Genomic DNA, 24217 nt, shown 5'->3' with positions numbered 1-24217 from the left:
CACTGTAGCTAAATTTTCTTGTAGTGTGTGCGTTTCTCAGCTGCCTGGAGTTAGGGGTCAGGCGGGGAGCGAGATGAGTTTCTCTTGGATGGAATCCCATTCTTCCATGGAGATTAATATCGCGCGACTACGCTCACCGTCGATAAAAACCGGCTTGTGCGTAATTATAAGCTGCTCGACCACCTCATCGAAATTGTTCTCTGCTTGGATCGCAGTCCAGCGATCATCATCTCCCATGCACCCTAGCCCTATCCGTGAAGATCAAAATACCGTCTCCGCATCGTCTATCTGACGCATCCCTTCAGGCGTCCAAAGGCATCCAGTCGCTTGAACGTCGGCCTGCCGATCTGACACTTGAAACTGGCCACGACGTACAAGCTGTTCAGCGTCGTCAGAATCCAGAACCGGCCTTCTTTATGAACGGATAGAATGTGGGAGGTTCGAATCATGTGTCCATCCTTGAACCGCTCGCGGGGCCCTTTCCTTGAGTGATCAAATACTATTGCAATGCACGTATTGCCCACAAATAGCGCGTCGGAAAGGTAACCAGTGATCGGTGAATCGTAATGCCACTGTTGGGCGCAAATAATCCTTTTGAGTTGAAAGTCAGTCAGGTGGCGGCCATGACGGCCTGCATCGCTCGTTTCGAGCATATTAGGTTTCCATCCATTTAAAGATCTGACGTGGCTGAGGTGCCTCGACCAAGCCAAGCCAAAAAAGGAGCACGTATGGAAGAAAGGCCGATGGCTTCAGAAAGAAGCACCTCCTCATAAGGTATGCCCTCATGATCTCCCCGAGTCGCTCTAAACAAATGAGCCTCCACTAGTGGGAGCTACGCGATCCTTTCATCGCTGCAAATGCACATTACGAGATCAAATCAAAAAATTACTCGCACTCTTTTCAGGGAGTGGGCATCGATCAGTTGTCCAGGCGCATCGGTATATGACTTTTCGTCATCTATGTTGTGAAGACAAACTCGCCGTCCCGTGGAGTCATACCCCACTAGCAACCCCGTAAGCCCCTCCATAACCCATTTGCCGGCCTTGTTCATCCAACCAGGCGTGACAACCTGAATCTGCGTAATGACAAACTCACTGGTTTGTTGGGAAAGTATTTCTTCTAGCATATCGACGTCACTAATCATCATGGTGCGTGGCCATGCCTTGCCATCCAAGCGTTCTTCAAGGACGACGTGATACCAAGGATGAGCCAAGTGGCGTTCAAACATTCGCCAATTCGAATACCCGTCCCCAAAGATATTAGGAGTGCCCTCGGCAACGGTTTCATGACTTCTAAACATTTCACATTCCCGTGGATCTTCAGACCGCAGTTGCAGCTGACATCATCGATAAAGAGACAGTATCGCGGCGAGACTGGCCGACTTCTCGTCGCCATCCCCCATCAAAACGTACACCGTGTTTTTGGTTTCGAAGAGAAATCCGTCCTGAAATGAAATGGCCATGGTGCTACGAACCCAGTTTCCGTAATCGAAACGTCGTCGGCTGTCTAGGATGACTTTTTCGGCGAAAACAAAAAGCGGCAGGTGGCCATGAACATGTATTTTGGTGAGATCCGCGTCGCTCGCTATTGCGCGCACGATCGTCCACTGCTGAACGATACAAAAGCCTTTGCTTGGAAAGCGGCTCTGTACCTGCTGAATCAAGCTCTCTTGGCTTTCCGTAGAACCAGATCGATGCTGTCCATTGCTGGACAGGAGCTCGGCGGCTGCTTGGGTATCTTCGAGTTCCAATCAAAAAACCTCTGACAATACATGTGATATGTTCGGCGCTGAGTTCCGCTAAACCGCGTGCTATCTGCCTGAAAGCTATGACTACGCGCCATTGCCCTAAGAAGGCAGCGCCCAGAAGTTCCAATACTAACATCGGAATGGGTTTATCGGAACTCCGACGTTATGGCTTTATCCTCGCTTTTGGGACAAATCATGTCGCTCAAGAATGAGATTGCCGGGGCGATCAGAGCAATCCGGACTATTCGAGACGTCGACTACGGGGAATTGGCAGATGTCATTGCAAAATCCAGTATCGGCAACCTTGAGCAAGGAAGACACAGCATCACGCTTGAAAAGCTGATTGAGCTTTCAAATTCTCTGCAGTTCGATCCTGTCGCCCTGTTGGCCCTCTGCGTATCCATCCAGAATGACGAACCTGCGGATGCCACCATAGAGCGAGCCAAAGCTCAGTTAGCTTTGTTCAGAGCAGAGGGGGGAGAAGAGCTTTTTCGAAGCCAATTTGTCGGCAACGAATTGAAGAAGCGGCCTCCAGGCAAGCCTAGGAATTCCAAGAATGCTGCGGCAGTCAGAGAGCTTAAAGCCTCGGGGATGAGTCAGGCAGAGATCGCGCACACGCTAGGGTTGGCCAAATCAACTGTACATCGGTATTGGCAGTGAGCCCCATATATCCCCAGATTGGTAATGCTTCCTGATCGTGTCGAAAAAGACATTATTAATTGTCACGCATCGATGACTATTGGGACTGTATCCCACATGAGGATTGAGCATGATTTCAGTATCTCAAAGCCAGATCAATGACGAGGTTGCCCACGGTTACAAACCACATGCTGTGGGCACTGGACTAGCGATGTTGCCGCTGAACGAACTCGGGGATCGTGAATTCGAGATGTTGGTGTACTCGCTGATAGAGGCAAGGATTCAGCGCAATGACTATGCGAGCTTCGACCAAGTTGTATTGATGAAGGGCGTGGGTGAGCGTGGAAGGGATTGCCTTCTGTACCACCAAGGCGATGTGGCCGGGCTGATCCAATGCAAAAAGCTTCAGAAAAAGATGTCGCGACCAGAGGTGATGGAGGAAATAACAAAGTTTTTGATGTTTACCATCTCTGAAGAAGAATTGATGCCTTCGCCTGGGGCGTTCGAATATCACCTTTACACTAGCGGCGGTTACTTCGAACCCGCCGCCACGCTGCTCTCATCGTTCAAAATTGAAAGCAAAAAGGAAGTTGAGTCCGGCAATGTACTCAGGATAATTCAGGGGCTTAAGGAAAAATACTCTACGTTCAAAGCCTATAACGAGCAGCAGTCACTTGAGCACGTAGCACGAGCACTAGAGGTGCTGACGGTGAAGCAGTTTACTGGCGTTGACCTGAATCTTAGCTTGGCTAGCTATCCAGTCGTGATGTCGAAATTTTTCAGGACGCTGCCCGTCTTGGATGCCACCAGCTTTGAGGCAATTCTTACTCAGAAGCTGGAGGAATCTGGCATAAAATTTCTGACGGGGCAAAACCTGAACGATCTGTACAAGCGCCTATCTTCGGTTCCCCCGGAATTCCAGTTAGCTTTAGGTAATGTCGACCTTTTTGGCTACTCGGAAAATTATTTTAAGTTTCTGGGTAAAGAAGGGTTTTCGGAACTGATAAAAAAGGTATCTGACGTACGCCTTTTTCTTGACATCAAAGCTCACGATTACGCTGCCTCGCTCATCATTCCTGAAATGCTAGAGAAGCTTACCGAGCCCTATGTCCATACCGGCCGGGTACTCCCGTTCACACTGAACGTGGTGGCCCAATATCTAAACAAGCGAATTCAGCCTAGTGTTATGTCCAAGGCGAGCCCTAGTGCTTCGCTTAAGCATATGCACCCTCAAATGGGGCTAACCAAGCAAACCTTGATGGATTCGATACTGGAGGAGTGTATTGAGAGCAGCCGGCGTTTCTTTGCAGGTGATTACAGCGGTTTTCCCGACCCCGACCCCGACAGGGAAAAACGTCTAGCACTGTTTGAAGGTATGCATGCCGGATGCAGCACCGATGCACAGCTAAAGGCTAGATTTCTAATCGACCTTCCTCTGATCATGCCAATCGTTGATGAGATTGAACGCACCATAATCGCATCGGTGCCCCAAGTGCGTACCGTGGTGATCAATGATATGGCCTACTTCGACGACCCGGAGAAACTTAAACGGATCCTTACGACCATCAAGGCGATTGAGTAGCGTACGGAGTGTCTGCCACAAAGAATAATTGCACCCCAAAATCGAGATAAAATGACTCGGGAAGAAAAAAATCCGATGGCTGAAACGCGCCGTTTTTTCGTATACATTCTCGGCTACACGGGGCGAAAAAAAGCGTAAATGTATACGTTTTTTGATTTAGGCGCGGCAGAAAACCTGCAAAACCCTTGTGTTTAGGGAGAAAAATTGATGTATACACCCCTATACATAACGCTTTTGTCAATAAGCTGAGTGGTTGCTGAAAAGCCCGTTAACCGGAAGGTTAACGGGCTTTTTTGCTTTAGTGCAGCGCCTATTCCTGCCCGCCTGTCACACTATATAAATGCGTACGCCTCCCCGTTATCCTCCTTACCAGGCCGTCCACCTCGGCCACCCCAAAGCTCTATACTCCCTCCAATCACCGCCATTGAATGATGACCGTAGTTCACAATACCTAACGCGCCGCTGGCGAGCTCGTCGCTCGTAGTCTGCCTGTACAGACCGCTGAGCCCTAAACGATCCAGCCCTTCGTGATCATGTTCGCCGTCGTTCAAGCTTAACAATGCATCTTGAAAGCTATTTTGGGCTTTATGATCATTTTCACCCCGGCCCCCTCTATTATTGCCATCCGTTTGAGCCCGCTTGGCACTGACGGCGTACATGAAGTTAGCCTCGGTAATCATTGCTGGGTCATCCCCCGCGAACCGGGCCTGCTCTGCCGCCTCTTTCAATTCACCTCGACTCAAATGATAGGTTTTCCCATCTCGCATTTGAACGTTCCACCCGTCACCTGCCGCTCTAACGTCACGGAAAACATCGGTGGCTTTTTGACCGAACTTCATCATTGCGGCTTTTATCGCCGAAACAGTGACGCAATTACCATCAGACGCCTGCTTGAAACCACTCCAGATGTTGCCGGCCTCTCTACCCATGCCAGGTTTTTTTCCGGGATTGCTCTTGTCAGGCTTGTAGTCAGTGTAACGAGCCCCCGCCGTAAAAGGCTTGTTACTCATGGACTCCCTTGAGCCAAAATCACTCGGATTAACCCTACCGCCGCCGCCGCCCCCACCACCGCCACCACCCGGCGATGGCCGTGGAGAGAGAGTGGGAGATGGCTCACTCGCAAACAGCTCCGGAAACAGGGCCTTCAACAGCATGAGTATATTTTGAGCAGCGTCCTTCCACAGCTGCTCCAGGATCGCCTTGAACTTTTCGTCTCCCAGCTCCGCTCTCTTTTCATTCAACTTGTCACGCAGGTGCTGCACAGTCTGGTTCTTGGAGGTTTTCTGAGCTTCATCAAGTGCTTTGAGAAGCGCGCTGACTGCCTCCTTGCTGGTATCGGCGTAATCCACTTTGTTTTCTGAACGATCGGCTCCCCAAGCCGCACCCACCTCACGCACACCCTCGGCCGCGTTACCGGCCATCGACGAATTCCACATACCGACTTCACCTTGTAGTAATTAGGCCCAACACCGTTTGCTAGCTATGTGGAAGGAACGGCGTAGTCGGTTCCAACACAGGCATGTCGTCTCTTGATCGGGTGGGCGGCGGGAAGACTCCGCGATGCCAAATTGCACGCAAAAAAAGCCCCTCGATCGAGGGGCTTTCGTTGCGCTTGCGCGTCAGGCCAACCGCATCAGGTCATCTGAATGATGGTCTGCATGATGGTGCTCTGGGTGGATATAGTCTTGGCGTTCGCCTGATAGTTGCTTTGGGCCTTGATCAGGTCAACCAGCTCGTTGGTCAGGTTGACGTTGGAGTTCTCCAAGGAGTTGGCAAAGATCGAACCCAAGGTGCCGGATTGCGGGGCGTCAAAGCCCGGCTGGCCCGAAGCGAAGGTTTCTTTCCAGGTAGTGCCGCCAGCGGGTTGCAGGCCCTGTTCGTTGTTGAAGCTGGCCAGGGAGATCTGGCCAATAGCCTTGCTCTGCTGGTTGCTGAACGTTGCGAACATTACGCCGTTGCCATCGATTTTCAGGCCGGTGATCTGGCCGGTAGCATAACCGTCGGTGGTCGGCGGGTTGCGGTAGGTGGCCGAGTTGTACTGGGTGATGCTGGCCATGTTGATGGCGATCCCTGCAGGGTTGGCATCCGCACCGTTTTTCGTCCACACGCCGTTAGTCACTGTACCTGGGACCCAACCGGTAATAGTCAGGGTGGTGCCGGACACCGCAGGGCCCACAATACTTGTGAGCTTGCCAGAACCATCAAAGGTCAACGTAGACGGCACAGGCGCGGTGGCGCCTGTCGGTGCGCTGCCATCTGGGTTGCGACCATCAATCAGGGTATAGGCGTTCCACTTGTTGCCATCTGTTTTAACCAAGTACTGCACCATCGGGTGCGCGTTGCCTTGGGAGTCGTACAAGGTGGTGCTGTACTGAGTGGTGAAGGTGCTGGTGTCAGTCGGACTGAACGGCTTAGCTACTTGGTCGATCACCGGCTCCGAGGAGTTCAGGTTACTGGTGGAGTCCACTTTGGTGGAGGCCTTCGGGGGCAGGTTCGACAGGTTCAGTTGCAGATCGGTCAGGCCGCCCTTGTTGATCTTGCCGTTTTCGTCCGCAGCGTAACCTTGCAGGCGCGAGGTACCGGTATTGTTGGTGATGTAGCCGTCTTTGTCGGCACGGAAGGCACCGCTACGGGTGTACTCCAGCGAACCATCGTTGCCCTTCTGGACAAAGAAGCCACCACCCTGGATCGCCATGTCCAGGATGCCGCCGCTGTTGTTTACGTCACCCTGGGTGAACTGCTGGGATACCGCCGCCAGGTTCACACCGTTGCCGATGCTGTTCTGGCCGGTGCCCAGCTTGGACGCCGCATAGATATCCGTGAATTCGGCACGCGAGGATTTGAAGCCCGTGGTCGCGACGTTGGCGATGTTGTTGCCGGTCACGTCCAGTTGTTTGTTGGCCGCATAGAGGCCGCTAAGGCCGATGTTAAAAGACATGTTTCTCTCCTTCTGCCGTATTTAGCCGGCTCTATGTACCGATAGTCTGAATTTGCGACAGCTTGACGCTGCCCATGCCGCCTGCGAGGTTCAGCAGCATTTCGCCGCCGGTCTTGCTCAACGTCACGCTGGTGACGGTTGCCGGCAACGCCGTTGCCAGGGCAACCGAGTCGCCCTTGTCATTCTTGGTGGTGGCCGCAAAGGTATAAGTCCCGGCAGGCGCGACCTCACCCTTGTCGTTCTTGCCATCCCAGATAAAGCTGGAATTACCGGCGCTCTGGGCGCCCATGTCGAGGGTGCGCACTACATTGCCGTCTTTGTCGGTGATCTTCACGGAGACGTTGCCCGTCGCCGCCGTCACCGCCACCGAGCCGGTCATGCTCTTGCTGGTATCCACCGAGGCCTTATCGGTCTGGGTGATGATCGAACGCCCTACCAGCGATGACGCCTGCAGCGCTTGCGAGGAGCTGAAGTTGCTGGAGATCGCATTCACCGAGTCGTTCAGGGTGTTGATGCCTTCCAGGCTGCTGAACTGCGCCAGTTGCGCCACAAACGCGCCGTTGTCCTGAGGCGACAGCGGGTTCTGGTTTTTGAGCTGAGTCACCAGCAGTTGCAGGAATGCGTCCTTGCCCAGCGACTGATTGCCCGTCGCCGCTTTGGAGGCATTATTGATGCTGTTGTTATCCGTCGCTGTCTTGACCTTGGAATTGAAAAGGTCCTGGACTGCCGTGTTGTTAGTCGTATCAACGATGGCCATTATTTGGCGCCCCTTATCACTGACCCAGGGTCAGGACCTTTTGCATCATGGTTTTGGCGGTGTTCATCATTTCCGCGTTGGTCTGGAACGAGCGGCTGGCGGAGATCATGTCGGCCATCTCCTCGACCACGTTGACGTTGGGGTAGTAGACGTAACCCTTTTCGTTCGCGGCGGGGTGATTAGGCTCATAGCGCGCTTCCAGGTTGCTCTGGTCCTCGACCACGCCGAGCACCTGCACGCCTTGGCCTGCGGCATCCTGGTTCTGGAACAGCGAATCGCTGCCGCCGCTCTGGCCGCCTTGGAACATGGTGGCGAACACCGGGTGACGGGCGCGGTAGGTCTGGTCAATGCTCGACGACACGGTCTCGGCGTTGGCGATGTTACTGGCGACGGTGTTCAGGCGCGTGGTCTGCGCGCTCATGCCACTGCCGGCAATATTGAAAACACTGGCTAAGGACATGGCTTACTCTCCACGCAGGGCTGACATCAGCCCTTTGAATTTGCTGTTGAGCAGGGTGAAGCTGGCCTGAAAGTTCACCGAGTTCTCGGCGTAGGCCGACTGCTCCAGTTGGGCATCGACGGTGTTCTGGTCGATCGATGGCTGCATCGGCGTGCGATACAGCAGCGACTCGTCACCATTGCCCAGGCCTTGCGCTTCGATATGACGGCTGTTGGTCATGTTCAAGGCGAAGGTGCCATTTTTGGTCTTGTCTTGCTGTGCGGCGAGCACAGCGGAGAAGTCCAAATCCCGAGCCTTGTAGTTCGGGGTGTCGGCGTTGGCAATGTTGTTGGCCAGGACTTCGGCACGCTGGGCGCGGAAGCCCAGGGCTTGTTCGTGGATACCGAGCGCTTTATCGAAGCTGATGCTCATGGCGGAAACCTTTAGGCTGACCTGCTTTTCGTATCTGGGTTATAGCAAGGCGCATGCCAATTCACTCAAACCCCGTAATTCAAGGGTTTGCGGGATGTTTGCCGGCGGCAATGCCAGAAAAGCGGCAACGGCGTTCCGCGTGGCGCCAGTAAAGCGGCAATGGTAGTTGCCGCTTTTACAAGGGGCGCAAACGGTGGAAGGAGGAAACCGAGACTGCTGAATGTGGCAGACCGTTTGTCTGCACTGTCATTTCTGACAGTTGTGATGCGTGCTACCTCGAATGCCTTATGGAGGACACCCACCACGCGTAATGCAGAGGTTAAAATGTTGAGCATCCCGGCGCCAAAATTCATCGAACAAGATTCAGCGACCCCCATCGCGAACCTGAACACCAACCTCATTGTCGGCAACGTCGCCAGGGTGACACTTGATTTCCCCGTCGAACGCGCGGACATGATCTTTTTAACCCTGAGTAGCACCGTCCTCGGCGGCAGGCACAACCAAAGCTTTCAAATTGGTCGAGACGCCCCCAATCTCGAACTCCTGATCGCTAAACCCATTGTTGAAGCCAGCGCAGGGACCGTTGTGTTTCTGCAGATGCACATGGAGCGTAACAGCCAGCCCTACTTCGCGGAGACCTCAAGAGTGCGCATCAACTCGCTCCCCATCATCGTGCCAACCCCAACTACGGTATGGGACTTCAGCGATGGCACATTCCAAGGATGGGTACCTCAAGGGCCTTATGTGGGCGGTTTGCTGCACGTGGCCAATTCAAGCTTAGTCGTTGACGTACCCAACAGCCGGGCCACCAGCGCCCACATCATCACTCGCCCCGTGCCTGTGATCGCAGGGCGAACGTATGATTGCAGCTTTGTCGTGATGGGAAACTCAGCCACCAGCGATGGCTCGACCCTGTACTTGACGATGAACGGCACCCCAATCGGCGCCACGGTACAAAACATCACTCAAGCCCAGCCGCAAACCGGAACCGGGACGTTTACCGCCACCACCACAGGCGATGTGCGGCTAGGTATTTTCAACGCTACGGTACCCAACGGGAATCACCGCCTGTCCTTGGGTAATATCCGCATGACACCCCGGCCCTGACGACAGCTGACGCGGCGCCGTCGAATCGTTGCGCGCATAAAAAACGGGAGGCCTTGCGGGGCCTCCCGTTTTTTTTATGCTCGAAGCCGATCATTTGGCCTGGTAAATGATACCTGGGCTGCATTGCACCATCTGATAATGATCCGGCAAACCGTTCAGCGCCTCGGACGCACCGAGGAACAAGTAACCACCGCGCTTGAGCGTGCCATGGATACGCAACAGGATGTCTTTCTTCACTTCGGCGGAGAAGTAAATCAGTACGTTACGGCAAAACACCATATCGAACTTGCCCAGGCTGGCATAGCTGTCGAGCAAGTTGAACGAGCGAAACTCCACTCGGCTCTTGATCGGCGCCTTTACCGCCCAACGCCCAGCCCCTTTCGGGTCGAAGAAACGTTGCAGGCGTTCCGGGGACAAACCACGACCCAAGGCCAGGCTGTCGTACTCGCCGGTCTTGCAGTTGGTGAGCATGGTGCCGGACAAGTCCGTGGCGACAATTTGCGCCCCGGCCTTCAACTGGCCCATGTTCGTGCGTTCGAACTCGTCGATGGACATCGAGATCGAGTACGGTTCCTGCCCCGACGAACAAGCGGCCGACCAGATACGCAGGCGCTGACCGGGGCTGGCCTTGATGGCCTCCGGCAGCACTTTGCTCTTGAGCACCTCAAAGGGGTAGGTATCTCGAAACCATAAGGTTTCGTTGGTGGTCATGGCATCGACCACCATTTCCTTTAGCCCGCTGCGCGGCTGGGTCTGGATCCGCTGCACCAACTCGCCCAGGGACTTGATACCCTGCTGCTCCATCATTTTGTTGAGACGGCTGGATACCAGGTACTGCTTGTTTTCACCGAGCAATATGCCACAGGCTTTTTCCAGGAAGACCCGGAACTGTTCAAAATCCAAATTACCTGTAGACACTGATACCGCCTCTAAAATCGTAAGTCCGCCAGGGAAAAAGCCCCTAGCCGTGATCTGCTGCCTTGATCCGGTCGACTACCCGGGATGCCAGGTCATCAGGGCGGAATTTGGCCAAAAAGTCATCAGCACCGACTTTCTTGACCATTGCCTGATTGAATACACCCGACAACGAAGTATGCAGGATGATATGCAATTTTTGCATGCGTGGATCGTTGCGTATCTCGGCCGTGAGCGTGTAACCGTCCATTTCCGGCATTTCAATGTCGGAGATCATCATCAAGAATTCTTCTTCAGGCTTCTTGCCCTCATCGACCAGCTTGCGCAGATAGTCCAAGGCCTGACGGCCATCATTGAGGGCCACCACTTCCACGCCGACGGTTTGCAGGCAACGGCTCACCTGTTTACGCGCCACCGAGGAGTCGTCCACTGTCAGCACACGCAGAGAGATCGCCTTGTGTGCGGTTTCGGCGTCCACCACACCCACCGAGATCGATTCCGAAGTCGGCGCCACCTCGGCGAGGATTTTCTCCACGTCGATGATCTCCACCAACTGGTTATCGACCCGCGTCACCGCCGTGAGGTAGTGATCGCGCCCGGTGCCCTTGGGCGGCGGATGGATCTCTTCCCAGTTCATATTGACGATACGTTCCACCGAGCGCACCAGGAAACCCTGGGTCTTGGTGTTGTACTCAGTGATGATCACAAATGGGTTCTGGCGATCCTGCAAACCAGCGGAACTGGTGGCCAGCGCCAAATCAAGAATCGGAATGGTCGCGCCACGGATGTTGGCCACGCCGCAAACCACCGGGCTGGACTTGGGCATGATGGTCAGCTTGGGGCACTGCAGCACCTCCCGCACTTTAAACACATTGATGCCGTACAGCTGCTTGCCGTCCAGACGAAAAAGCAACAACTCCAGGCGATTCTGCCCTACCAGCTGTGTGCGCTGGTTTACTGAATCCATTACTCCTGCCATGCCCAGACTCCTACGCTAAAACCTAGAGGTACGAAGCGTACCCAACACTAAACGGCACGAGCTTTGCTATTTATTGGTTTATGAACCTTAAAACGACAGTTTCCCGACACCTTCCACGGCACCGCAGATTACTCTGCGTCTGCCTGGCATTGCTTGCCTTCGGCTCGGGCGTCACGGCCCGTGCAGATAATGTCACCTTGCCTGATCTCCTTATCGGCGTCACCCAAGGCTTTCTTGAGTTCACTGTAGAAGATTATCTGGCAACCACTCAGACGCCTGGGCGTTATGAAATTCAGGTGAGCCAGTTGGACCCGCGTTTGCGCATGCCAATGTGCGACAAGGAATTGACAGCCACCCTGGAAAGCCCTGCCCAGCCGATCGGCCGCGTGACGGTAAAAGTGCGCTGCGAAGGCGCTTCGCCCTGGACCGTATTCGTACCGGCGCAGGTCAAACTGTTCCGCGATGTGGTGGTGGTGACGCGACCGTTAAAACGCACCAGCATCATCGGTTACGACGACGTGGCCATGCGTGAGCGGGATATAAGCCTGATCAATCAGGGCTACCTCACCTCGCTCGACCAGGCCCTTGGGCAGAGACTTACCCGACCAATGGTCACTGACCAAGTCATCACACTGGTCCATCTGGAGCAGGCCGAGGTGATTCGCAAAGGCGATCAGGTGGTCATTTCCGCCAGCAGTGGCGGGTTGAGCGTAAAGATGCCGGGTGAAGCGCTGTCCAACGGCGGCATGAGCGAACAGATCAGAGTCAAAAACCTCAACTCCAACCGTGTGATCAAGGCGCAAGTGACGGCGCCAGGTCAAGTTGAGGTTGCTTTATAGTTCACTGGCATAGGACGCCTGCTTTTCCTACACTGTGCGCTAGACGTCCGCACGTGCAGGTTTATTGTCAATCGAGCCTAAAGTTTGTCCGGGTATGGCCGAAAACATGGCAAGCGTCCAAATACCCAGAGGTTTTTTTAACATGGTCATCGATTTCAGTCGTTTGAATAACACCCCGGCGTTGCCCGGCAACACGCGTACCAGCGGTGCCAAGGACAGCGTAGAAGCCAAGGCCCAGCCAGCCCCTGCCGCGAAGGCAGAGCAGGCCGGCGCCAGCCAAAGCGGGGAATCCGTACACCTGAGCAATGAGGCTCAACAGTTGCAGAAGGTCACTGACTCGCTGCGCGACCAACCGGTTGTCAACAAAGCCCGCGTGGCCGAGTTGAAACAGGCTATCGCCGATGGCAGCTATAAAGTCGACAGCAACCGTGTAGCCAGCAAGCTGCTTAACTTCGAAGCCGAGCGCTAGGCAAAGGCCTGCGCAGGGCTTTTGGACGCTTAAACCCCAAGGCCAGCCATGCACCACGACGAACATTTGCTTCAACTGATCATTGATGATCTGGCGCCGACGCAACAGTTGCTCGAGCTGCTAAAAGAAGAGTCCCTGGCCCTGTACGGCCGGGACATGCGCTTGCTGGAAGAAATCCTGGCGCGTAAACAGTCGCTGATCGTGCTGCTGGAACAGCATGGCAAAAAGCGCAGCGAGATCCTCATCAGCCTGGGCCTGCCAGCTGATCACGACGGCCTCGCGCAGTTGGCCAGCCACTCCTCGGTGGGTGATCAGTTGCTGTCGCAGAGCACCGCCCTCAATCAATTACTCGCCGAGTGCCAGGAAGCCAACCTGCTCAACGGTCAGTCAATCCAGTTGCAGCAGGCTACGACCGCCAACCAGTTACGCATACTTCACGGCGGAGAGCCTCCGGCGCTGTACAACGCCCAAGGTTCCACCTCACGCCTGGTCAAGCCAAGCACCCGCAGCCAAGCCTGACGCCGGTTTACAGCGCGCCCTATCCAAGGCGAGCCACATACTGGCAAAATGCCGGTTCTTGCGTGTAGTCGTATTTTGTCTGGAGATGGAAGAACCGTGTTCAACGCCCTTAATGCGGAAGATGCTCCGCAGCCACCCAAGGTGCTCACCACGCCCCTGGAAATCGCCAGCACATTGCGCATGCTGCAAGAAAGCCATGACCCGCTGATCATCACGTTCCACGAGCGCAGCCAGCGCTTCCAAAGCTACTTGGTAGACATTGACCGGGACAGCAAGACGCTGGCCCTGGACGAAATGATCCCGCGTGACGGTGAGCGCTACCTCGAAAATGGCGAGCCCTTTCGCATCGAAGGCTTTCACGATGGCGTGCGAGTCGCCTGGGAAAGCAACGGCACGCTGACCATCAGCGAAAAAGGTGGCCACCGCGTCTACACTGGCAGCATGCCTGACGAGGTGGTCTACCATCAGCGCCGCAATGCCTTTCGCGCCGCGTTGAAACTCGCGCAACTGGTCAATATCGAGCTGGGCGGCGAAAAGCTCAAAGCGCCTGTCAGCGGCAAACTGCTGGATATCTCCGCCACCGGTTGCAAGCTTCGCTTTGAAGGCGACATCTCCGAGCGCCTGCAATTGGGCCAGGTCTACGACCGCTTTATCGCCGCCCTGCCCTTCGGCAGCATGACCACCTCTGTCGAACTGCGTTACCTGCACTTCGAAGATAAGATCAACACCACGTTCGCCGGTGTACGCTTCCACAACATGAGCGGCTTGGTGCAGCGTCAAGTGGAACGATTTGTGTACCAACTGCAGCGTGAAGCGCGACGCTTTGACAAAGACGACGACCTTTAAGCATTAAAGGTCGCGTCAAAAAAACGGGCAGATCCTGATGGATCTGCCCGTTTTTTTGCGTTCAGGGGCGCGCCCTGCTCAAGTCGTGCGGATGTTCGTCAGGCCCCAGAGGCTGCGGCGGCCCCTCGAAAGCCGGCTCATCCTCCGGTGGTTGCGGATCGACTTCAGGCTCTGGCACAACGGTCTGCATTTGCTCTTGCACCACAGCCTCGTCCACTCGCGGGTCAAGGCACGCCACCAACGGCGAGCTGGACATGCTGTCGGGCATCGCCACGTGATGCAGCGGCGCATCTTCTACCTGATGCAGGTTGGTCACTGCCTTCGGCCGAATACGCCACACCAGAATCACTGCACACAGGCTGAAAAAGGCATACAGCATATGGCTGCCGAACAGCTTCATCGCCACACCCGCCAACAGCGGCCCGGCACTCGCGCCAATGCCGTAAGTCACCAGCAACATGGCGGTCAGTGACACACGGCGATCACCTTCCACATGGTCGTTGGAAAACGCCACCGCCAATGGGTACAGGCAGAACTGCACCAACGAACACAGAAACCCCGCGACAAAAAGCACTTCCAACGGCACCCGCGTCATGATCGCCAACGGCAATGCCGCCACGGCCAGGCACCCGGCGAAGCAACGAATCAGCAATGCCCGATCATAACGATCCGACAGCCAGCCCAACGGCCACTGCACCAGCAAGCCGGCGAAAATGCAGCAACCCATAAACAAACCGACCTGCTCCGTCGTCAGGCCTTGCTGGGAGGCGTAAAGCGGTGCCAAACCGTAGAACGAACCCACGATTACGCCCGCGCCCAAGACGGTACTTAACGACTGCGGCACACGCTTGATGAAGAAACGCGGTTCCATCGGTGCAGGGTGCAGGGGCGCCGGGTGAATGCGTCGAGTCATGGCCACCGGCACCAGGCACAGGGCAAAGCACAGTGCGACCAGCATCAACAGCTCAAGGCCAAGCTGGGGATGCATCACCAGAATCAACTGACCCAACACCAGCCCGAGGTAGGACGCGATCATATAGCCGCTGAACACTACGCCACGCTGCTTGGCGTCCGCCTGCTCATTGAGCCAGCTTTCGATGACCATGTACTGGCACATCATCCCCAAGCCTACGATCATCCGCAGCACAATCCAGGCCGGGAGCCAGTCGATCAGGCCATGACCCAATACCGCCGCACCGACAATCCCGGCACAGGTGGCATAGGCGCGGATATGCCCGACCCGGGCGATCAGGCGGTGCCCGATCTTGCCGCCCAGCACCAGGCCGAAGTAGTTGGCCGCCATCAGCGCACCCACCCACAGGCTGTCGACATGGTCGGCCGCCAGGCGCAAGGCAAGGTAGGTACTGAGCAGGCCGGAGCCGATCAGCATCATCAAGGAGGCGAAATAAAGGGCTCGAAAAGATTTCCAGATCTGGCGCATCGGCGTTCCGAGCGGCTCCTTGCAGTGGGTGACAGGGCTATCGGCATGATAGTCCGGGGTTGCCGGGTCCGGACAGGTGATAAGTCGGTATCCGGGGAATAATTTTGCTTAATAGCTCAGACGTTGCCTGCCCACGTGCAAGGTACACAGAAGGCGATAAATACATCGCGCACCTGCTGTGAACGCCGATCGCCGGCAAGGTTCGACCGGTGTTTGACGAGCACCCACAAAAAAGCCCCGCCAGAGCAATCTGAGCGGGGCTTTTAAGCGTTGAATGTGGTGTCCCAGGGCCGGTTCGAACGGCCAACCTTCCCCTTAGGAGGGGGATGCTCTATCCAATTGAGCTACTGGGACAAATGACAGCCATCGGGACAAACGCGCAGCGACGGACGGCGTGCATGTTAACGGCCGAGGTCGGTTTTGTCATGTCGTCCGTTGGCTTTTTGAGTGTAGGCCGATCCTTGTACAGACAATTGCGGTTTCGACCCGTAAAGACAGGGACTTGGCGCCATCGTGCAATTTGCACTCCCCCAATATGCCAGCATTGCAAATTGCAACGCATGAACACGCAGAATCACATATAACTCATTGTTTTTATTGGGATAAAATATTGGCACGAGACCTGCAATACTGATCATACACAACCTTTCGGCCCAGCCACGCGGAGAACAACAAATGAACAGCGCCCTATTGTTAACCCTCAACGCTGTGGCCCTTGCCGCACTGGTTACGTTCCACTTTCAATCGACCCATGACGACGTCGCCCAAATCAACCAGCCAGTGCCGCATCACCTGCAACAGCGCCCGCAGTTAGCGGTGATGACCCCCACTGTTCAGTCGCCGATTCGTGTGACCCAGGACACCCAGGCTACTCCTGCATCTGAACATTGGGTTTTCTAAGGAACCATTCATGACAAAGCCCGCTTGGTTATTCCTGTGCCTGACCCTGGTTGCCGGTGTATTTGGCCTGAGCACCTCCTCGCAAGACGGCGAAACCACGGCCCTCGTTGCGACCGGCGTGTTTGCAAGCTTGTGGGTTCTCACGCTCATCGTCGGTCGCCGCATCAAATTTGATCCCGTGTTGCGCTAACACTCGCCTCGCGTCACCTCCCCCCTACCTTATGTCGCATTGCGCTAGTAAATCGGCAAATTGCCACTAGTCTAAGCCTTAGTCATAAAGGCAAGGGCAAAAGGCCATATTGCTATAGGATGTGCGGCCTTAAAGCCTGTCGTGGCTTGGACTTACGAGAAGTTCCCTCGCGGAATCACTCGTTGAAAAGTTTTCAAACCAGTCCGCAAAAATGCAAATGAGTGCTGGCATAAAGCCTTTAGGCAGTTCAATATTTGTCACAGAATTGACGCCAAGGAACTGTCAAATCTGAGGCATGATGCGACCTCTTTGCAATTCGGGTTGAACTTTGGTCGTGAGCCTTGTCTTAACACTCATCTTGCGGCCAATTCCAAAAACCGCTCCCCTGAACTAACCGGTTAAATATATGCGCCCATTGAAACAGGCAATTTATTCCAGCCGTACGGCTGACAAGTTCGTCGTACGTCTGCCAGACGGAATGCGGGAACGCATTGCCGAGGTGGCTCGCAATCATCACCGCAGCATGAACTCCGAAATCATCGCGCGCCTGGAACAAAGCCTCATTCAGGAAGGTGCGTTGGGCGAAGAGTTGAGCATGCGCCTGGACAGCCCTGAGCTGTCACTGCACGAACGCGAACTGCTGCAGCGTTTTCGTCAGCTATCCCACCGCCAGCAAAATGCTCTCGTCTCGCTTATTGCGCACGACGTTGAGGCGGCCGCAGAAGCCAATTGATCTGCAACTGAAAGCCCAAGCCAGCCACGTGCTGGCTTTTTTTTGCCTGGAATTTGAGTAGAAAAAGCTTTGAGTAGAAAAAGCAATGCGGGAGCAGATTTGCTCCCGCGGGAAGGGATCAGAGCAGGAAGATCGTCGCCAGGCCCAGGAAGATAAAGAACCCACCACTGTCGGTCATCGCGGTGATCATCACACTGGCGCCCATTGCCGGGTCACGCCCAAGGCGCGCCAGGGTCATGGGGATCAGCACCCCCATCAGTGCCGCCAATAGCAGGTTGAGCGTCATGGCGGCCGTCATCACGACGCCCAGCGACCAACTGCCATACAGCAAATAGGCCACCACACCGATCACGCCACCCCACACCAAACCGTTGATCAAGCCCACGGCCAATTCTTTGCGCAGCAGGCGCGAGGAGTTGGCGGTACTCACCTGATCCAGCGCCATTGCGCGCACGATCATGGTGATAGTCTGATTACCGGAGTTGCCACCGATACCAGCCACAATCGGCATCAGCGCCGCAAGGGCCACCAGTTTCTCGATAGAGCCCTCAAACAGCCCGATCACACGTGAGGCGATAAAGGCGGTGATCAGATTGACCGCCAGCCAAGCCCAACGGTTATGCAGAGAACGCCAGACCGAGGCAAAAATATCCTCCTCTTCACGCAAACCCGCCATGTTGAGGACTTCGGTTTCACTCTCTTCACGAATCAAGTCGACCATTTCATCGATGGTCAAACGGCCGATCAGCTTACCGTTCTTGTCGACCACCGGGGCGGAGATTAAGTCATAACGCTCAAACGCCTGCGCAGCCTCATAGGCGTCTTCATCCGGGTGAAAACTCACGGTATCGCTGGCCATCAGATCCGCAACTTTCTTGTCCGGATCATTCACCAGCAGACGCTTGATCGGCAGCACGCCTTTAAGAATGCCTTCGTAGTCGACCACGAACAATTTGTCGGTATGGCCGGGCAATTCTTTGAGGCGGCGCAGGTAACGCAGCACCACTTCCAGGCTGACGTCTTCGCGGATGGTGACCATCTCGAAGTCCATCAACGCACCGACCTGATCCTCGTCGTAGGACAACGCCGAGCGCACGCGCTCGCGTTGCTGGCTGTCGAGAGCTTCCATCAGCTCATGGACAACATCGCGGGGCAGCTCAGGGGCAAGGTCGGCCAGCTCGTCGGCGTCCATCTCCCTGGCCGCAGCCAGAAGCTCGTGATCGTCCATGTCGGCGATCAGGGTTTCACGGACCGAGTCGGATACTTCGAGGAGAATATCGCCGTCGCGATCAGCCTTGACCAGCTGCCAGAGGGTCAGTCGATCGTCCAGCGGCAAGGCTTCGAGGATATAGGCGACGTCGGCGGAGTGCAGGTCATCGAGCTTGCGCTGCAACTCGACGAGGTTTTGCCGGTGAACCAGGTTTTCAACGCGGTCGTGGTGCGGACCTTCCTGGCGGTGCGTAAGGTCTTCGACCACGCGCTGACGCTGCAGCAGCTCGATAACTTGAGCCAAACGATCCTGCAGGCTGTCTTGTGTTTTCTTTACTTCTACTTCGGTCATAGGCGAACTCCACTCCCAGCAGCGGGGCACGCCGGAAGGATCAATCAGTCAATTCATGATTGGAAAAACGGGGTACTGAGCAACTACTGGGTAAGTCCATGGAGGTATTCCACAAGCCCCGGCGGGGCTGACGGGCGCAATGATACACCTTGCGTCCGTTTTAAACGTTAAAAAACTGGAAAGAACAAGCGCTTGCGAGCCAAAGGTAAGCATTGGCTGCATCTAGAAGTGCGACGACGCAGGCTGAAGGGAAAACACATGGCGCAGGAGAAAAAGATGAAAGCCTACCCAAACCCCAGACGGCAAAAAGCCCGCACTGGGCGGGCTTTTTGTTTGTATGGTGCACTCGACAGGATTCGAACCTGTGACCGCTCGGTTCGTAGCCGAGTACTCTATCCAGCTGAGCTACGAGTGCATATTGTGTTTTTAGACCAGATCACAACTGGTTGAAGCCGAGTCACCCGCATCACTGCAACTGACTCTTAAATGGTGCACTCGACAGGATTCGAACCTGTGACCGCTCGGTTCGTAGCCGAGTACTCTATCCAGCTGAGCTACGAGTGCATTTGTTGCCGCGCATTATAGGCCGTTCAATCTCTATGTAAAGCTATTTTTTCGAGTAATTTCAACAACTTACCGAAAAAACCAGATTGCAACGTACTAAGCAAATAATGGCGGAGAACGGGGGATTCGAACCCCCGACACCCTTTTGAGGTGTACTCCCTTAGCAGGGGAGCGCCTTCGGCCACTCGGCCAGCTCTCCGCAACACGGGGCGTATATTAACCACGTTCATCCCCGTTTGCAAACATAAAAAACGATAAAAATTAAAGGCTTGGTTCTTCGTCCTTCTCTTTCTTGATCCGCAGGTAGATTTCCTCGCGGTGAACCGCTACCTCTTTCGGAGCGTTAACCCCGATACGTACTTGATTGCCTTTAACGCCGAGCACGGTCACGGTGATTTCGCCATCACCGATAATCAGGCTTTCTGCGCAACGACGAGTCAGAATCAGCATACCTTTCTCCTCACGCATTTCAGTTCAGGAACAACAGTCTGCAAAAAAAAGGCCTTCGACCTACAACCCAAAGGTCATAGCCCTACCGCCTAAGTATTGTCGAGCGCACCAAAAAGACACGCACTCGACAAAAAAATGAAAGGCGCGGTAAGCCGCGCCTTCCTGGCATTGCATCACTCGCCCGGTCGGGCCGGAGCGTCCAGCTCAAAAGCGGTATGCAGTGAGCGTACAGCCAGTTCCAGGTACTTCTCTTCGATGACCACCGAGACTTTGATTTCCGAAGTGGAGATCATCTGGATGTTGATGCTTTCCTTGGCCAGGGCACCGAACATACGGCTGGCAACACCGGCATGGGAACGCATGCCCACCCCCACGATCGACACCTTGGCAATCTTGATATCGCCGATCACTTCACGGGCGCCAATCTGGCTCGCGGTGTTCTCCAGGATCTTGTGAGCCGCATCGTACTCGTTGCGGTGCACGGTGAAGGTGAAATCGGTGGTGTTATCGTGCGAAACGTTCTGCACGATCATGTCGACCTCAACATTCGCGTCGCTGATAGGCCCGAGAATCTTGAAGGCCACGCCCGGAGTATCCGGCACGCCACGGATCGTCAGCTTGGCTTCATCGCGGTTGAAAGCGATGCCGGAAATGATCGGCTGTTCCATGGATTCCTCTTCATCAATAGTAATGAGGGTGCCCGGCCCCTCTTTGAAGCTGTGCAATACGCGCAGCGGAACGTTGTACTTGCCGGCGAACTCCACCGCGCGGATCTGCAATACCTTGGAACCGAGGCTGGCCATTTCCAGCATCTCTTCAAAGGTGATCTTGTCCAGGCGCTGGGCCACGGACACCACACGCGGGTCGGTGGTGTACACGCCGTCCACATCGGTATAGATCTGGCATTCATCAGCCTTCAGAGCTGCCGCCAGCGCGACGCCGGTGGTGTCCGAACCACCACGCCCGAGCGTGGTGATGTTGCCGTGCTCGTCCACACCCTGGAAGCCCGCTACAACTACCACGCGGCCTGCTTTCAGATCAGTACGGATTTTCTGATCGTCAATCTGCAGGATGCGCGCTTTGGTATGTGCGCTGTCGGTCAGAATGCGCACCTGACTGCCAGTGTAGGACACTGCCGGCACACCACGTTTATTCAACGCCATGGCCAGCAAAGCGATGGTCACCTGCTCACCGGTGGACACAATCACATCCAGCTCACGCGGCAGCGGCTGTTGGTCACCACTGATTGCCTTGGCCAGATCGATCAGGCGATTGGTCTCGCCGCTCATGGCCGACAGCACCACCACCAGGTCGTCTCCGGCATCGCGGAATTTCTTAACCTTGTCGGCGACCTGCTCGATTCTTTCGACAGAGCCGACCGAGGTGCCTCCGAATTTCTGTACGATCAAAGCCATTTCTAAGCCGCCTTAGCCCGTAAAGGGGCGCCCAATAAACAAATCTTCCAGCACCTAAGCGAGCCCATGAAGAGACCATGGGCTCATTAACAGCGCCTTAAATGCCAGCCTCGACAAACGGCACAGTCAGGGCCAGCGCCGCGTCCAGGGCTCCGGCGTCTACACCACCGCCTTGCGCCATGTCCGGACGACCTCCGCCCTTCCCGCCCACTGCCGCAGCGGCTTGCTTCATCAAATCACCGGCCTTGAGTTGGCCAGTCAGGTCTTTGGTTACACCGGCAACCAGAACGACCTTTTCCTCATGGACACCGCCGAGCAGGATCACTGCGCGGCCGAGCTTGTTCTTCAACTGATCGACCAAGGCCAACAGCGCCTTGCCGTCCTGACCGTCCAGGCGCACCGCGAGGACTTTTACGCCCTTGACGTCCAGTGCTTGAGCCGACAAATCGTCGCCTGCCGCGCTGGCAGCCTTGGCTTGCAACTGCTCCAGCTGTTTCTCCAGCGCACGGTTGCGCTCCAGTACGGCGGACAGTTTGTCGATCAGATTGTCGCGGCTGCCCTTGACCAGGCCGGCCGCTTCCTTGAGTTGTTCTTCAGCCGCATTGAGGTAGGCCAGGGCCGCAGCACCGGTGACCGCTTCAATACGACGCACACCGGAGGCCACACCGCCTTCGCTGATGATTTTCAGCAGGCCAATGTCGCCGGTACGGTTGGCATGGATACCACCACACAGCTCCACCGAGAAGCTGCCGCCCATGCTCAGTACACGCACTTCGTCGCCGTACTTCTCGCCGAACAGCGCCATGGCGCCTTTGTTCTTGGCGGTTTCAATATCGGTTTCTTCGGTTTCCACCGGGGAGTTCTTGCGAATCTCAGCGTTGACGATGTCTTCCAGCGCCTTGATCTGCTCAGGCTTGATCGCTTCAAAGTGGCTGAAGTCAAAACGCAGGCGCTGGCTGTCGACCAACGAACCCTTCTGCTGCACGTGCTCACCCAATACCTGACGCAACGCGGCGTGCAGCAAGTGAGTGGCAGAATGGTTCAAAGCAGTTGCATGCCGCACGTCGGCATCGACCTGAGTGTCTACCGGCGCGCCGACCGTCAGGTTGCCCAATACCAACACGCCGTGGTGCAGGAACGCACCGCCGGTCTTGGTGGTATCGCGCACCTCAAAGCGACCGGACGTCGAGCTCAAGAAGCCACAGTCACCCACCTGGCCACCAGATTCGGCGTAGAACGGCGTCTGGTCCAGAACCACTACCGCCTCTTCGCCCTCGTTCAACACATCGACCGATTTGCCGTCTTTATAGATGGCAACAATTTTGGCCGAGCCAACGGTGGCCTGATAGCCAGTGAACTGTGTGGCCACATCCACCTTGACCAAGGTGTTGTAGTCCAAGCCAAAGGAGCTGGCGGAACGGGCGCGTACACGCTGGGCTTGCATCTCACGCTCAAAACCTGCCTCATCGACGGTCAACTCGCGCTCGCGGGCGATGTCGGCGGTCAGGTCCATCGGGAAACCGTAGGTGTCATACAGCTTGAACACCACGTCACCCGGCACCACGCTGCCTTTGAGCTCGGCCAGGTCCTGCTCGAGAATCTTCAAGCCGTGTTCGAGGGTCTTGGAGAACTGCTCTTCTTCAGCCTTGAGCACGCGCTCGATGTTGGCCTGCTGCTGCTTGAGTTCCGGGAAGGCATCGCCCATCTCGGCCACCAGCGCGGCAACGATTTTGTAGAAGAAGCTACCGGTGGCGCCCAGCTTGTTACCGTGACGGCAGGCGCGACGGATAATACGGCGCAACACATAGCCGCGACCTTCGTTCGACGGCAATACACCGTCAGCGATCAGAAAGCCGCACGAACGGATGTGGTCCGACACAACCTTGAGCGAAGACTGGTTGTCGTTGGCGCAACCAATGGCGGCGGCCGAAGCGCTGAGCAGGTTGGTGAACAGGTCGATCTCGTAGTTGGAATGAACGTGCTGCATCACCGCACTGATCCGCTCCAGGCCCATGCCGGTGTCAACCGACGGGGCTGGCAGCGGATGCAACACGCCATCGGCGGTGCGGTTGAACTGCATGAACACGTTGTTCCAGATTTCGATGTAACGGTCGCCGTCTTCTTCCGGCGAGCCGGGTGGGCCGCCCCAGATGTCGGCGCCGTGATCGTAGAAAATCTCGGTGCAAGGGCCGCACGGGCCGGTATCGCCCATGGTCCAGAAGTTATCGGACGCGTAAGGCGCACCCTTGTTGTCGCCGATGCGAATCATGCGCTCGACGGGCACGCCGATTTCTTTGGTCCAGATGTCATACGCTTCGTCGTCCGTCGCGTAGACGGTGACCCAGAGCTTTTCCTTGGGCAGCTTCAACACGCCGGTGAGGAAGGTCCAGGCGAAGGTAATTGCATCTTTCTTGAAATAGTCACCGAAGCTGAAGTTACCCAGCATTTCGAAGAAGGTGTGGTGGCGCGCGGTGTAACCGACGTTTTCCAGGTCACTGTTCTTGCCGCCGGCGCGGACGCACTTCTGGCTGCTGGTGGCGCGGGTGTAGGCGCGCTTTTCCTGGCCCAGGAAGCAGTCCTTGAACTGGTTCATCCCCGCGTTAGTGAACAGCAGGGTTGGGTCATTGCCTGGGATCAAGGAGCTGGAGGCGACACGGGTGTGACCTTGCTCTTCGAAGAAGCGAAGGAAGGCTTCACGGATTTCTGCGCTTTTCATTAGGTTCTTCCACGGAGGCTGCGGCCAAAGGCCAGTGCT

The 24217-nt window shown here is 55.6% G+C and carries 25 protein-coding genes and 4 tRNA genes; 10 read left to right on the top strand and 19 right to left on the bottom strand.

Annotated elements, in window-relative coordinates; translation table 11 throughout:
• Positions 1-57: 57 nt before the first annotated feature.
• The 3 genes from E0F99_RS14870 to E0F99_RS14855 all read right to left on the bottom strand — a co-directional run bounded on the left by E0F99_RS14870 (position 58) and on the right by E0F99_RS14855 (position 1750).
• The gene (locus tag E0F99_RS14870) at positions 58-237 is read right to left on the bottom strand and encodes a type II toxin-antitoxin system Phd/YefM family antitoxin (RefSeq protein WP_083357176.1); all 180 of its coding nucleotides are present in this window, start codon (positions 235-237) and stop codon (positions 58-60) included.
• 640 nt (positions 238-877) lie between these two features.
• Positions 878-1228, bottom strand: coding sequence for a hypothetical protein (locus E0F99_RS14860; RefSeq protein WP_165447616.1), 351 nt, complete (start codon positions 1226-1228; stop codon positions 878-880).
• Positions 1229-1342: 114 nt separating this feature from the next.
• Positions 1343-1750 carry a DUF6957 family protein gene (locus tag E0F99_RS14855; protein ID WP_083357173.1) on the bottom strand — a complete coding sequence of 136 codons (408 nt, stop codon included), beginning with the start codon at positions 1748-1750 and terminating at the stop codon, positions 1343-1345.
• Between the two features lie 192 nt (positions 1751-1942).
• Here E0F99_RS14855 and E0F99_RS14850 point away from each other — a divergent pair, with 192 nt between their 5' ends.
• Together E0F99_RS14850 and E0F99_RS14845 are read left to right on the top strand one after the other, a co-directional pair.
• Positions 1943-2407, top strand: coding sequence for a helix-turn-helix domain-containing protein (locus E0F99_RS14850; RefSeq protein WP_083360374.1), 465 nt, complete (start codon positions 1943-1945; stop codon positions 2405-2407).
• Positions 2408-2516: 109 nt separating this feature from the next.
• A complete protein-coding gene (locus E0F99_RS14845) occupies positions 2517-3968 on the top strand; it encodes a hypothetical protein (RefSeq protein ID WP_083357172.1) in 1452 nt (483 codons plus the stop codon).
• A 332-nt stretch (positions 3969-4300) separates the two neighbouring features.
• On the opposite strand, the gene E0F99_RS14840 is transcribed toward E0F99_RS14845, so the two are convergent.
• The 5 genes from E0F99_RS14840 to flgB all read right to left on the bottom strand — a co-directional run bounded on the left by E0F99_RS14840 (position 4301) and on the right by flgB (position 8534).
• A complete protein-coding gene (locus tag E0F99_RS14840) occupies positions 4301-5404 on the bottom strand; it encodes a hypothetical protein (RefSeq protein WP_083357171.1) in 1104 nt (367 codons plus the stop codon).
• Between the two features lie 197 nt (positions 5405-5601).
• Entirely contained in the window at positions 5602-6906 is a 1305-nt protein-coding gene (gene flgE, locus E0F99_RS14835) for a flagellar hook protein FlgE (RefSeq protein WP_083357170.1), read from the bottom strand.
• Between the two features lie 31 nt (positions 6907-6937).
• Positions 6938-7663 (bottom strand): flagellar hook assembly protein FlgD, encoded by a 726-nt coding sequence (gene flgD, locus E0F99_RS14830; RefSeq protein ID WP_083357169.1) that lies wholly within the window; start codon positions 7661-7663, stop codon positions 6938-6940.
• 16 nt (positions 7664-7679) lie between these two features.
• Positions 7680-8123: a flagellar basal body rod protein FlgC gene (gene flgC / locus E0F99_RS14825; RefSeq protein ID WP_016973698.1), complete on the bottom strand. Its 444-nt coding sequence runs from the start codon at positions 8121-8123 to the stop codon at positions 7680-7682.
• 3 nt (positions 8124-8126) lie between these two features.
• Entirely contained in the window at positions 8127-8534 is a 408-nt protein-coding gene (gene flgB, locus E0F99_RS14820) for a flagellar basal body rod protein FlgB (RefSeq protein ID WP_003214246.1), read from the bottom strand.
• A 324-nt stretch (positions 8535-8858) separates the two neighbouring features.
• Between flgB and E0F99_RS14815 the strand changes: the two genes are divergently transcribed.
• Entirely contained in the window at positions 8859-9641 is a 783-nt protein-coding gene (locus E0F99_RS14815; protein ID WP_083357168.1) for a carbohydrate binding domain-containing protein, read from the top strand.
• A gap of 90 nt (positions 9642-9731) precedes the next feature.
• Here E0F99_RS14815 and cheR read toward each other — a convergent pair whose 3' ends face one another.
• Both cheR and E0F99_RS14805 read right to left on the bottom strand, forming a co-directional pair.
• Entirely contained in the window at positions 9732-10559 is an 828-nt protein-coding gene (gene cheR, locus E0F99_RS14810) for a protein-glutamate O-methyltransferase CheR (RefSeq protein ID WP_083357167.1), read from the bottom strand.
• Positions 10560-10602: 43 nt separating this feature from the next.
• Positions 10603-11535, bottom strand: a complete 933-nt coding sequence (locus tag E0F99_RS14805) for a chemotaxis protein CheV (RefSeq protein ID WP_064453778.1) — start codon at positions 11533-11535, stop codon at positions 10603-10605.
• Positions 11536-11615: 80 nt separating this feature from the next.
• Between E0F99_RS14805 and flgA the strand changes: the two genes are divergently transcribed.
• From flgA to E0F99_RS14785, 4 genes are all read left to right on the top strand, one after another.
• A complete protein-coding gene (gene flgA / locus E0F99_RS14800; RefSeq protein ID WP_083357166.1) occupies positions 11616-12374 on the top strand; it encodes a flagellar basal body P-ring formation chaperone FlgA in 759 nt (252 codons plus the stop codon).
• 142 nt (positions 12375-12516) lie between these two features.
• Positions 12517-12843: a flagellar biosynthesis anti-sigma factor FlgM gene (flgM, locus tag E0F99_RS14795; protein ID WP_083357165.1), complete on the top strand. Its 327-nt coding sequence runs from the start codon at positions 12517-12519 to the stop codon at positions 12841-12843.
• Positions 12844-12891: 48 nt separating this feature from the next.
• Positions 12892-13362 carry a flagella synthesis protein FlgN gene (locus tag E0F99_RS14790; RefSeq protein WP_083357164.1) on the top strand — a complete coding sequence of 157 codons (471 nt, stop codon included), beginning with the start codon at positions 12892-12894 and terminating at the stop codon, positions 13360-13362.
• 96 nt (positions 13363-13458) lie between these two features.
• Entirely contained in the window at positions 13459-14208 is a 750-nt protein-coding gene (locus tag E0F99_RS14785; RefSeq protein ID WP_083357163.1) for a flagellar brake protein, read from the top strand.
• A gap of 61 nt (positions 14209-14269) precedes the next feature.
• On the opposite strand, the gene E0F99_RS14780 is transcribed toward E0F99_RS14785, so the two are convergent.
• Both E0F99_RS14780 and E0F99_RS14775 read right to left on the bottom strand, forming a co-directional pair.
• Entirely contained in the window at positions 14270-15649 is a 1380-nt protein-coding gene (locus E0F99_RS14780) for an MFS transporter (protein WP_083357162.1), read from the bottom strand.
• A 277-nt stretch (positions 15650-15926) separates the two neighbouring features.
• A tRNA-Arg gene (locus E0F99_RS14775) sits at positions 15927-16003 on the bottom strand.
• Positions 16004-16324: 321 nt separating this feature from the next.
• Here E0F99_RS14775 and E0F99_RS14770 point away from each other — a divergent pair.
• The 3 genes from E0F99_RS14770 (at position 16325) to E0F99_RS14760 (ending at position 17472) form a co-directional block, all read left to right on the top strand.
• Positions 16325-16549, top strand: coding sequence for a hypothetical protein (locus tag E0F99_RS14770; RefSeq protein ID WP_083357161.1), 225 nt, complete (start codon positions 16325-16327; stop codon positions 16547-16549).
• A gap of 10 nt (positions 16550-16559) precedes the next feature.
• Positions 16560-16739: a PA3371 family protein gene (locus E0F99_RS14765; protein WP_083357160.1), complete on the top strand. Its 180-nt coding sequence runs from the start codon at positions 16560-16562 to the stop codon at positions 16737-16739.
• Between the two features lie 406 nt (positions 16740-17145).
• Entirely contained in the window at positions 17146-17472 is a 327-nt protein-coding gene (locus E0F99_RS14760; RefSeq protein WP_003193592.1) for an Arc family DNA-binding protein, read from the top strand.
• A gap of 118 nt (positions 17473-17590) precedes the next feature.
• Here E0F99_RS14760 and mgtE read toward each other — a convergent pair whose 3' ends face one another.
• The 7 genes from mgtE to alaS form a co-directional block, all read right to left on the bottom strand.
• Positions 17591-19033 carry a magnesium transporter gene (gene mgtE / locus E0F99_RS14755; RefSeq protein ID WP_083357159.1) on the bottom strand — a complete coding sequence of 481 codons (1443 nt, stop codon included), beginning with the start codon at positions 19031-19033 and terminating at the stop codon, positions 17591-17593.
• Between the two features lie 338 nt (positions 19034-19371).
• Positions 19372-19448: transfer RNA gene (locus E0F99_RS14750), tRNA-Arg, on the bottom strand.
• 72 nt (positions 19449-19520) lie between these two features.
• Positions 19521-19597 (bottom strand) — tRNA-Arg (locus E0F99_RS14745).
• 108 nt (positions 19598-19705) lie between these two features.
• Positions 19706-19796, bottom strand: a tRNA-Ser gene (locus E0F99_RS14740).
• A 62-nt stretch (positions 19797-19858) separates the two neighbouring features.
• Entirely contained in the window at positions 19859-20047 is a 189-nt protein-coding gene (gene csrA, locus E0F99_RS14735; protein ID WP_003175645.1) for a carbon storage regulator CsrA, read from the bottom strand.
• Positions 20048-20220: 173 nt separating this feature from the next.
• Positions 20221-21462: an aspartate kinase gene (locus E0F99_RS14730; RefSeq protein ID WP_083357158.1), complete on the bottom strand. Its 1242-nt coding sequence runs from the start codon at positions 21460-21462 to the stop codon at positions 20221-20223.
• Positions 21463-21559: 97 nt separating this feature from the next.
• Positions 21560-24178, bottom strand: coding sequence for an alanine--tRNA ligase (gene alaS, locus E0F99_RS14725; RefSeq protein ID WP_083357157.1), 2619 nt, complete (start codon positions 24176-24178; stop codon positions 21560-21562).
• Positions 24179-24217 lie beyond the last annotated feature (39 nt).

This window comes from Pseudomonas antarctica (assembly GCF_900624995.1).
GTDB lineage: Bacteria > Pseudomonadota > Gammaproteobacteria > Pseudomonadales > Pseudomonadaceae > Aquipseudomonas > Aquipseudomonas antarctica.
Note: the sequence above shows the minus strand (reverse complement) of the source record. Positions and strands in the feature narration are given on the sequence as shown.

Excerpts from the sequence above, each read along its gene's own strand:
- E0F99_RS14870 (WP_083357176.1), bottom strand. The coding sequence starts at position 237 with ATGGGAGATGATGATCGCTGGACTGCGATCCAAGCAGAGAACAATTTC.
- E0F99_RS14860 (WP_165447616.1), bottom strand. The coding sequence starts at position 1,228 with ATGTTTGAACGCCACTTGGCTCATCCTTGGTATCACGTCGTCCTTGAA.
- E0F99_RS14850 (WP_083360374.1), top strand. The coding sequence starts at position 1,943 with ATGTCGCTCAAGAATGAGATTGCCGGGGCGATCAGAGCAATCCGGACT.
- E0F99_RS14845 (WP_083357172.1), top strand. The coding sequence starts at position 2,517 with ATGATTTCAGTATCTCAAAGCCAGATCAATGACGAGGTTGCCCACGGT.
- E0F99_RS14840 (WP_083357171.1), bottom strand. The coding sequence starts at position 5,404 with ATGTGGAATTCGTCGATGGCCGGTAACGCGGCCGAGGGTGTGCGTGAG.
- flgE (WP_083357170.1), bottom strand. The coding sequence starts at position 6,906 with ATGTCTTTTAACATCGGCCTTAGCGGCCTCTATGCGGCCAACAAACAA.
- flgD (WP_083357169.1), bottom strand. The coding sequence starts at position 7,663 with ATGGCCATCGTTGATACGACTAACAACACGGCAGTCCAGGACCTTTTC.
- flgC (WP_016973698.1), bottom strand. The coding sequence starts at position 8,123 with ATGTCCTTAGCCAGTGTTTTCAATATTGCCGGCAGTGGCATGAGCGCG.
- flgB (WP_003214246.1), bottom strand. The coding sequence starts at position 8,534 with ATGAGCATCAGCTTCGATAAAGCGCTCGGTATCCACGAACAAGCCCTG.
- E0F99_RS14815 (WP_083357168.1), top strand. The coding sequence starts at position 8,859 with ATGTTGAGCATCCCGGCGCCAAAATTCATCGAACAAGATTCAGCGACC.
- E0F99_RS14805 (WP_064453778.1), bottom strand. The coding sequence starts at position 11,535 with ATGGCAGGAGTAATGGATTCAGTAAACCAGCGCACACAGCTGGTAGGG.
- flgA (WP_083357166.1), top strand. The coding sequence starts at position 11,616 with ATGAACCTTAAAACGACAGTTTCCCGACACCTTCCACGGCACCGCAGA.
- flgM (WP_083357165.1), top strand. The coding sequence starts at position 12,517 with ATGGTCATCGATTTCAGTCGTTTGAATAACACCCCGGCGTTGCCCGGC.
- E0F99_RS14790 (WP_083357164.1), top strand. The coding sequence starts at position 12,892 with ATGCACCACGACGAACATTTGCTTCAACTGATCATTGATGATCTGGCG.
- E0F99_RS14780 (WP_083357162.1), bottom strand. The coding sequence starts at position 15,649 with ATGCGCCAGATCTGGAAATCTTTTCGAGCCCTTTATTTCGCCTCCTTG.
- E0F99_RS14770 (WP_083357161.1), top strand. The coding sequence starts at position 16,325 with ATGAACAGCGCCCTATTGTTAACCCTCAACGCTGTGGCCCTTGCCGCA.
- E0F99_RS14765 (WP_083357160.1), top strand. The coding sequence starts at position 16,560 with ATGACAAAGCCCGCTTGGTTATTCCTGTGCCTGACCCTGGTTGCCGGT.
- E0F99_RS14760 (WP_003193592.1), top strand. The coding sequence starts at position 17,146 with ATGCGCCCATTGAAACAGGCAATTTATTCCAGCCGTACGGCTGACAAG.
- mgtE (WP_083357159.1), bottom strand. The coding sequence starts at position 19,033 with ATGACCGAAGTAGAAGTAAAGAAAACACAAGACAGCCTGCAGGATCGT.
- csrA (WP_003175645.1), bottom strand. The coding sequence starts at position 20,047 with ATGCTGATTCTGACTCGTCGTTGCGCAGAAAGCCTGATTATCGGTGAT.
- E0F99_RS14730 (WP_083357158.1), bottom strand. The coding sequence starts at position 21,462 with ATGGCTTTGATCGTACAGAAATTCGGAGGCACCTCGGTCGGCTCTGTC.
- alaS (WP_083357157.1), bottom strand. The coding sequence starts at position 24,178 with ATGAAAAGCGCAGAAATCCGTGAAGCCTTCCTTCGCTTCTTCGAAGAG.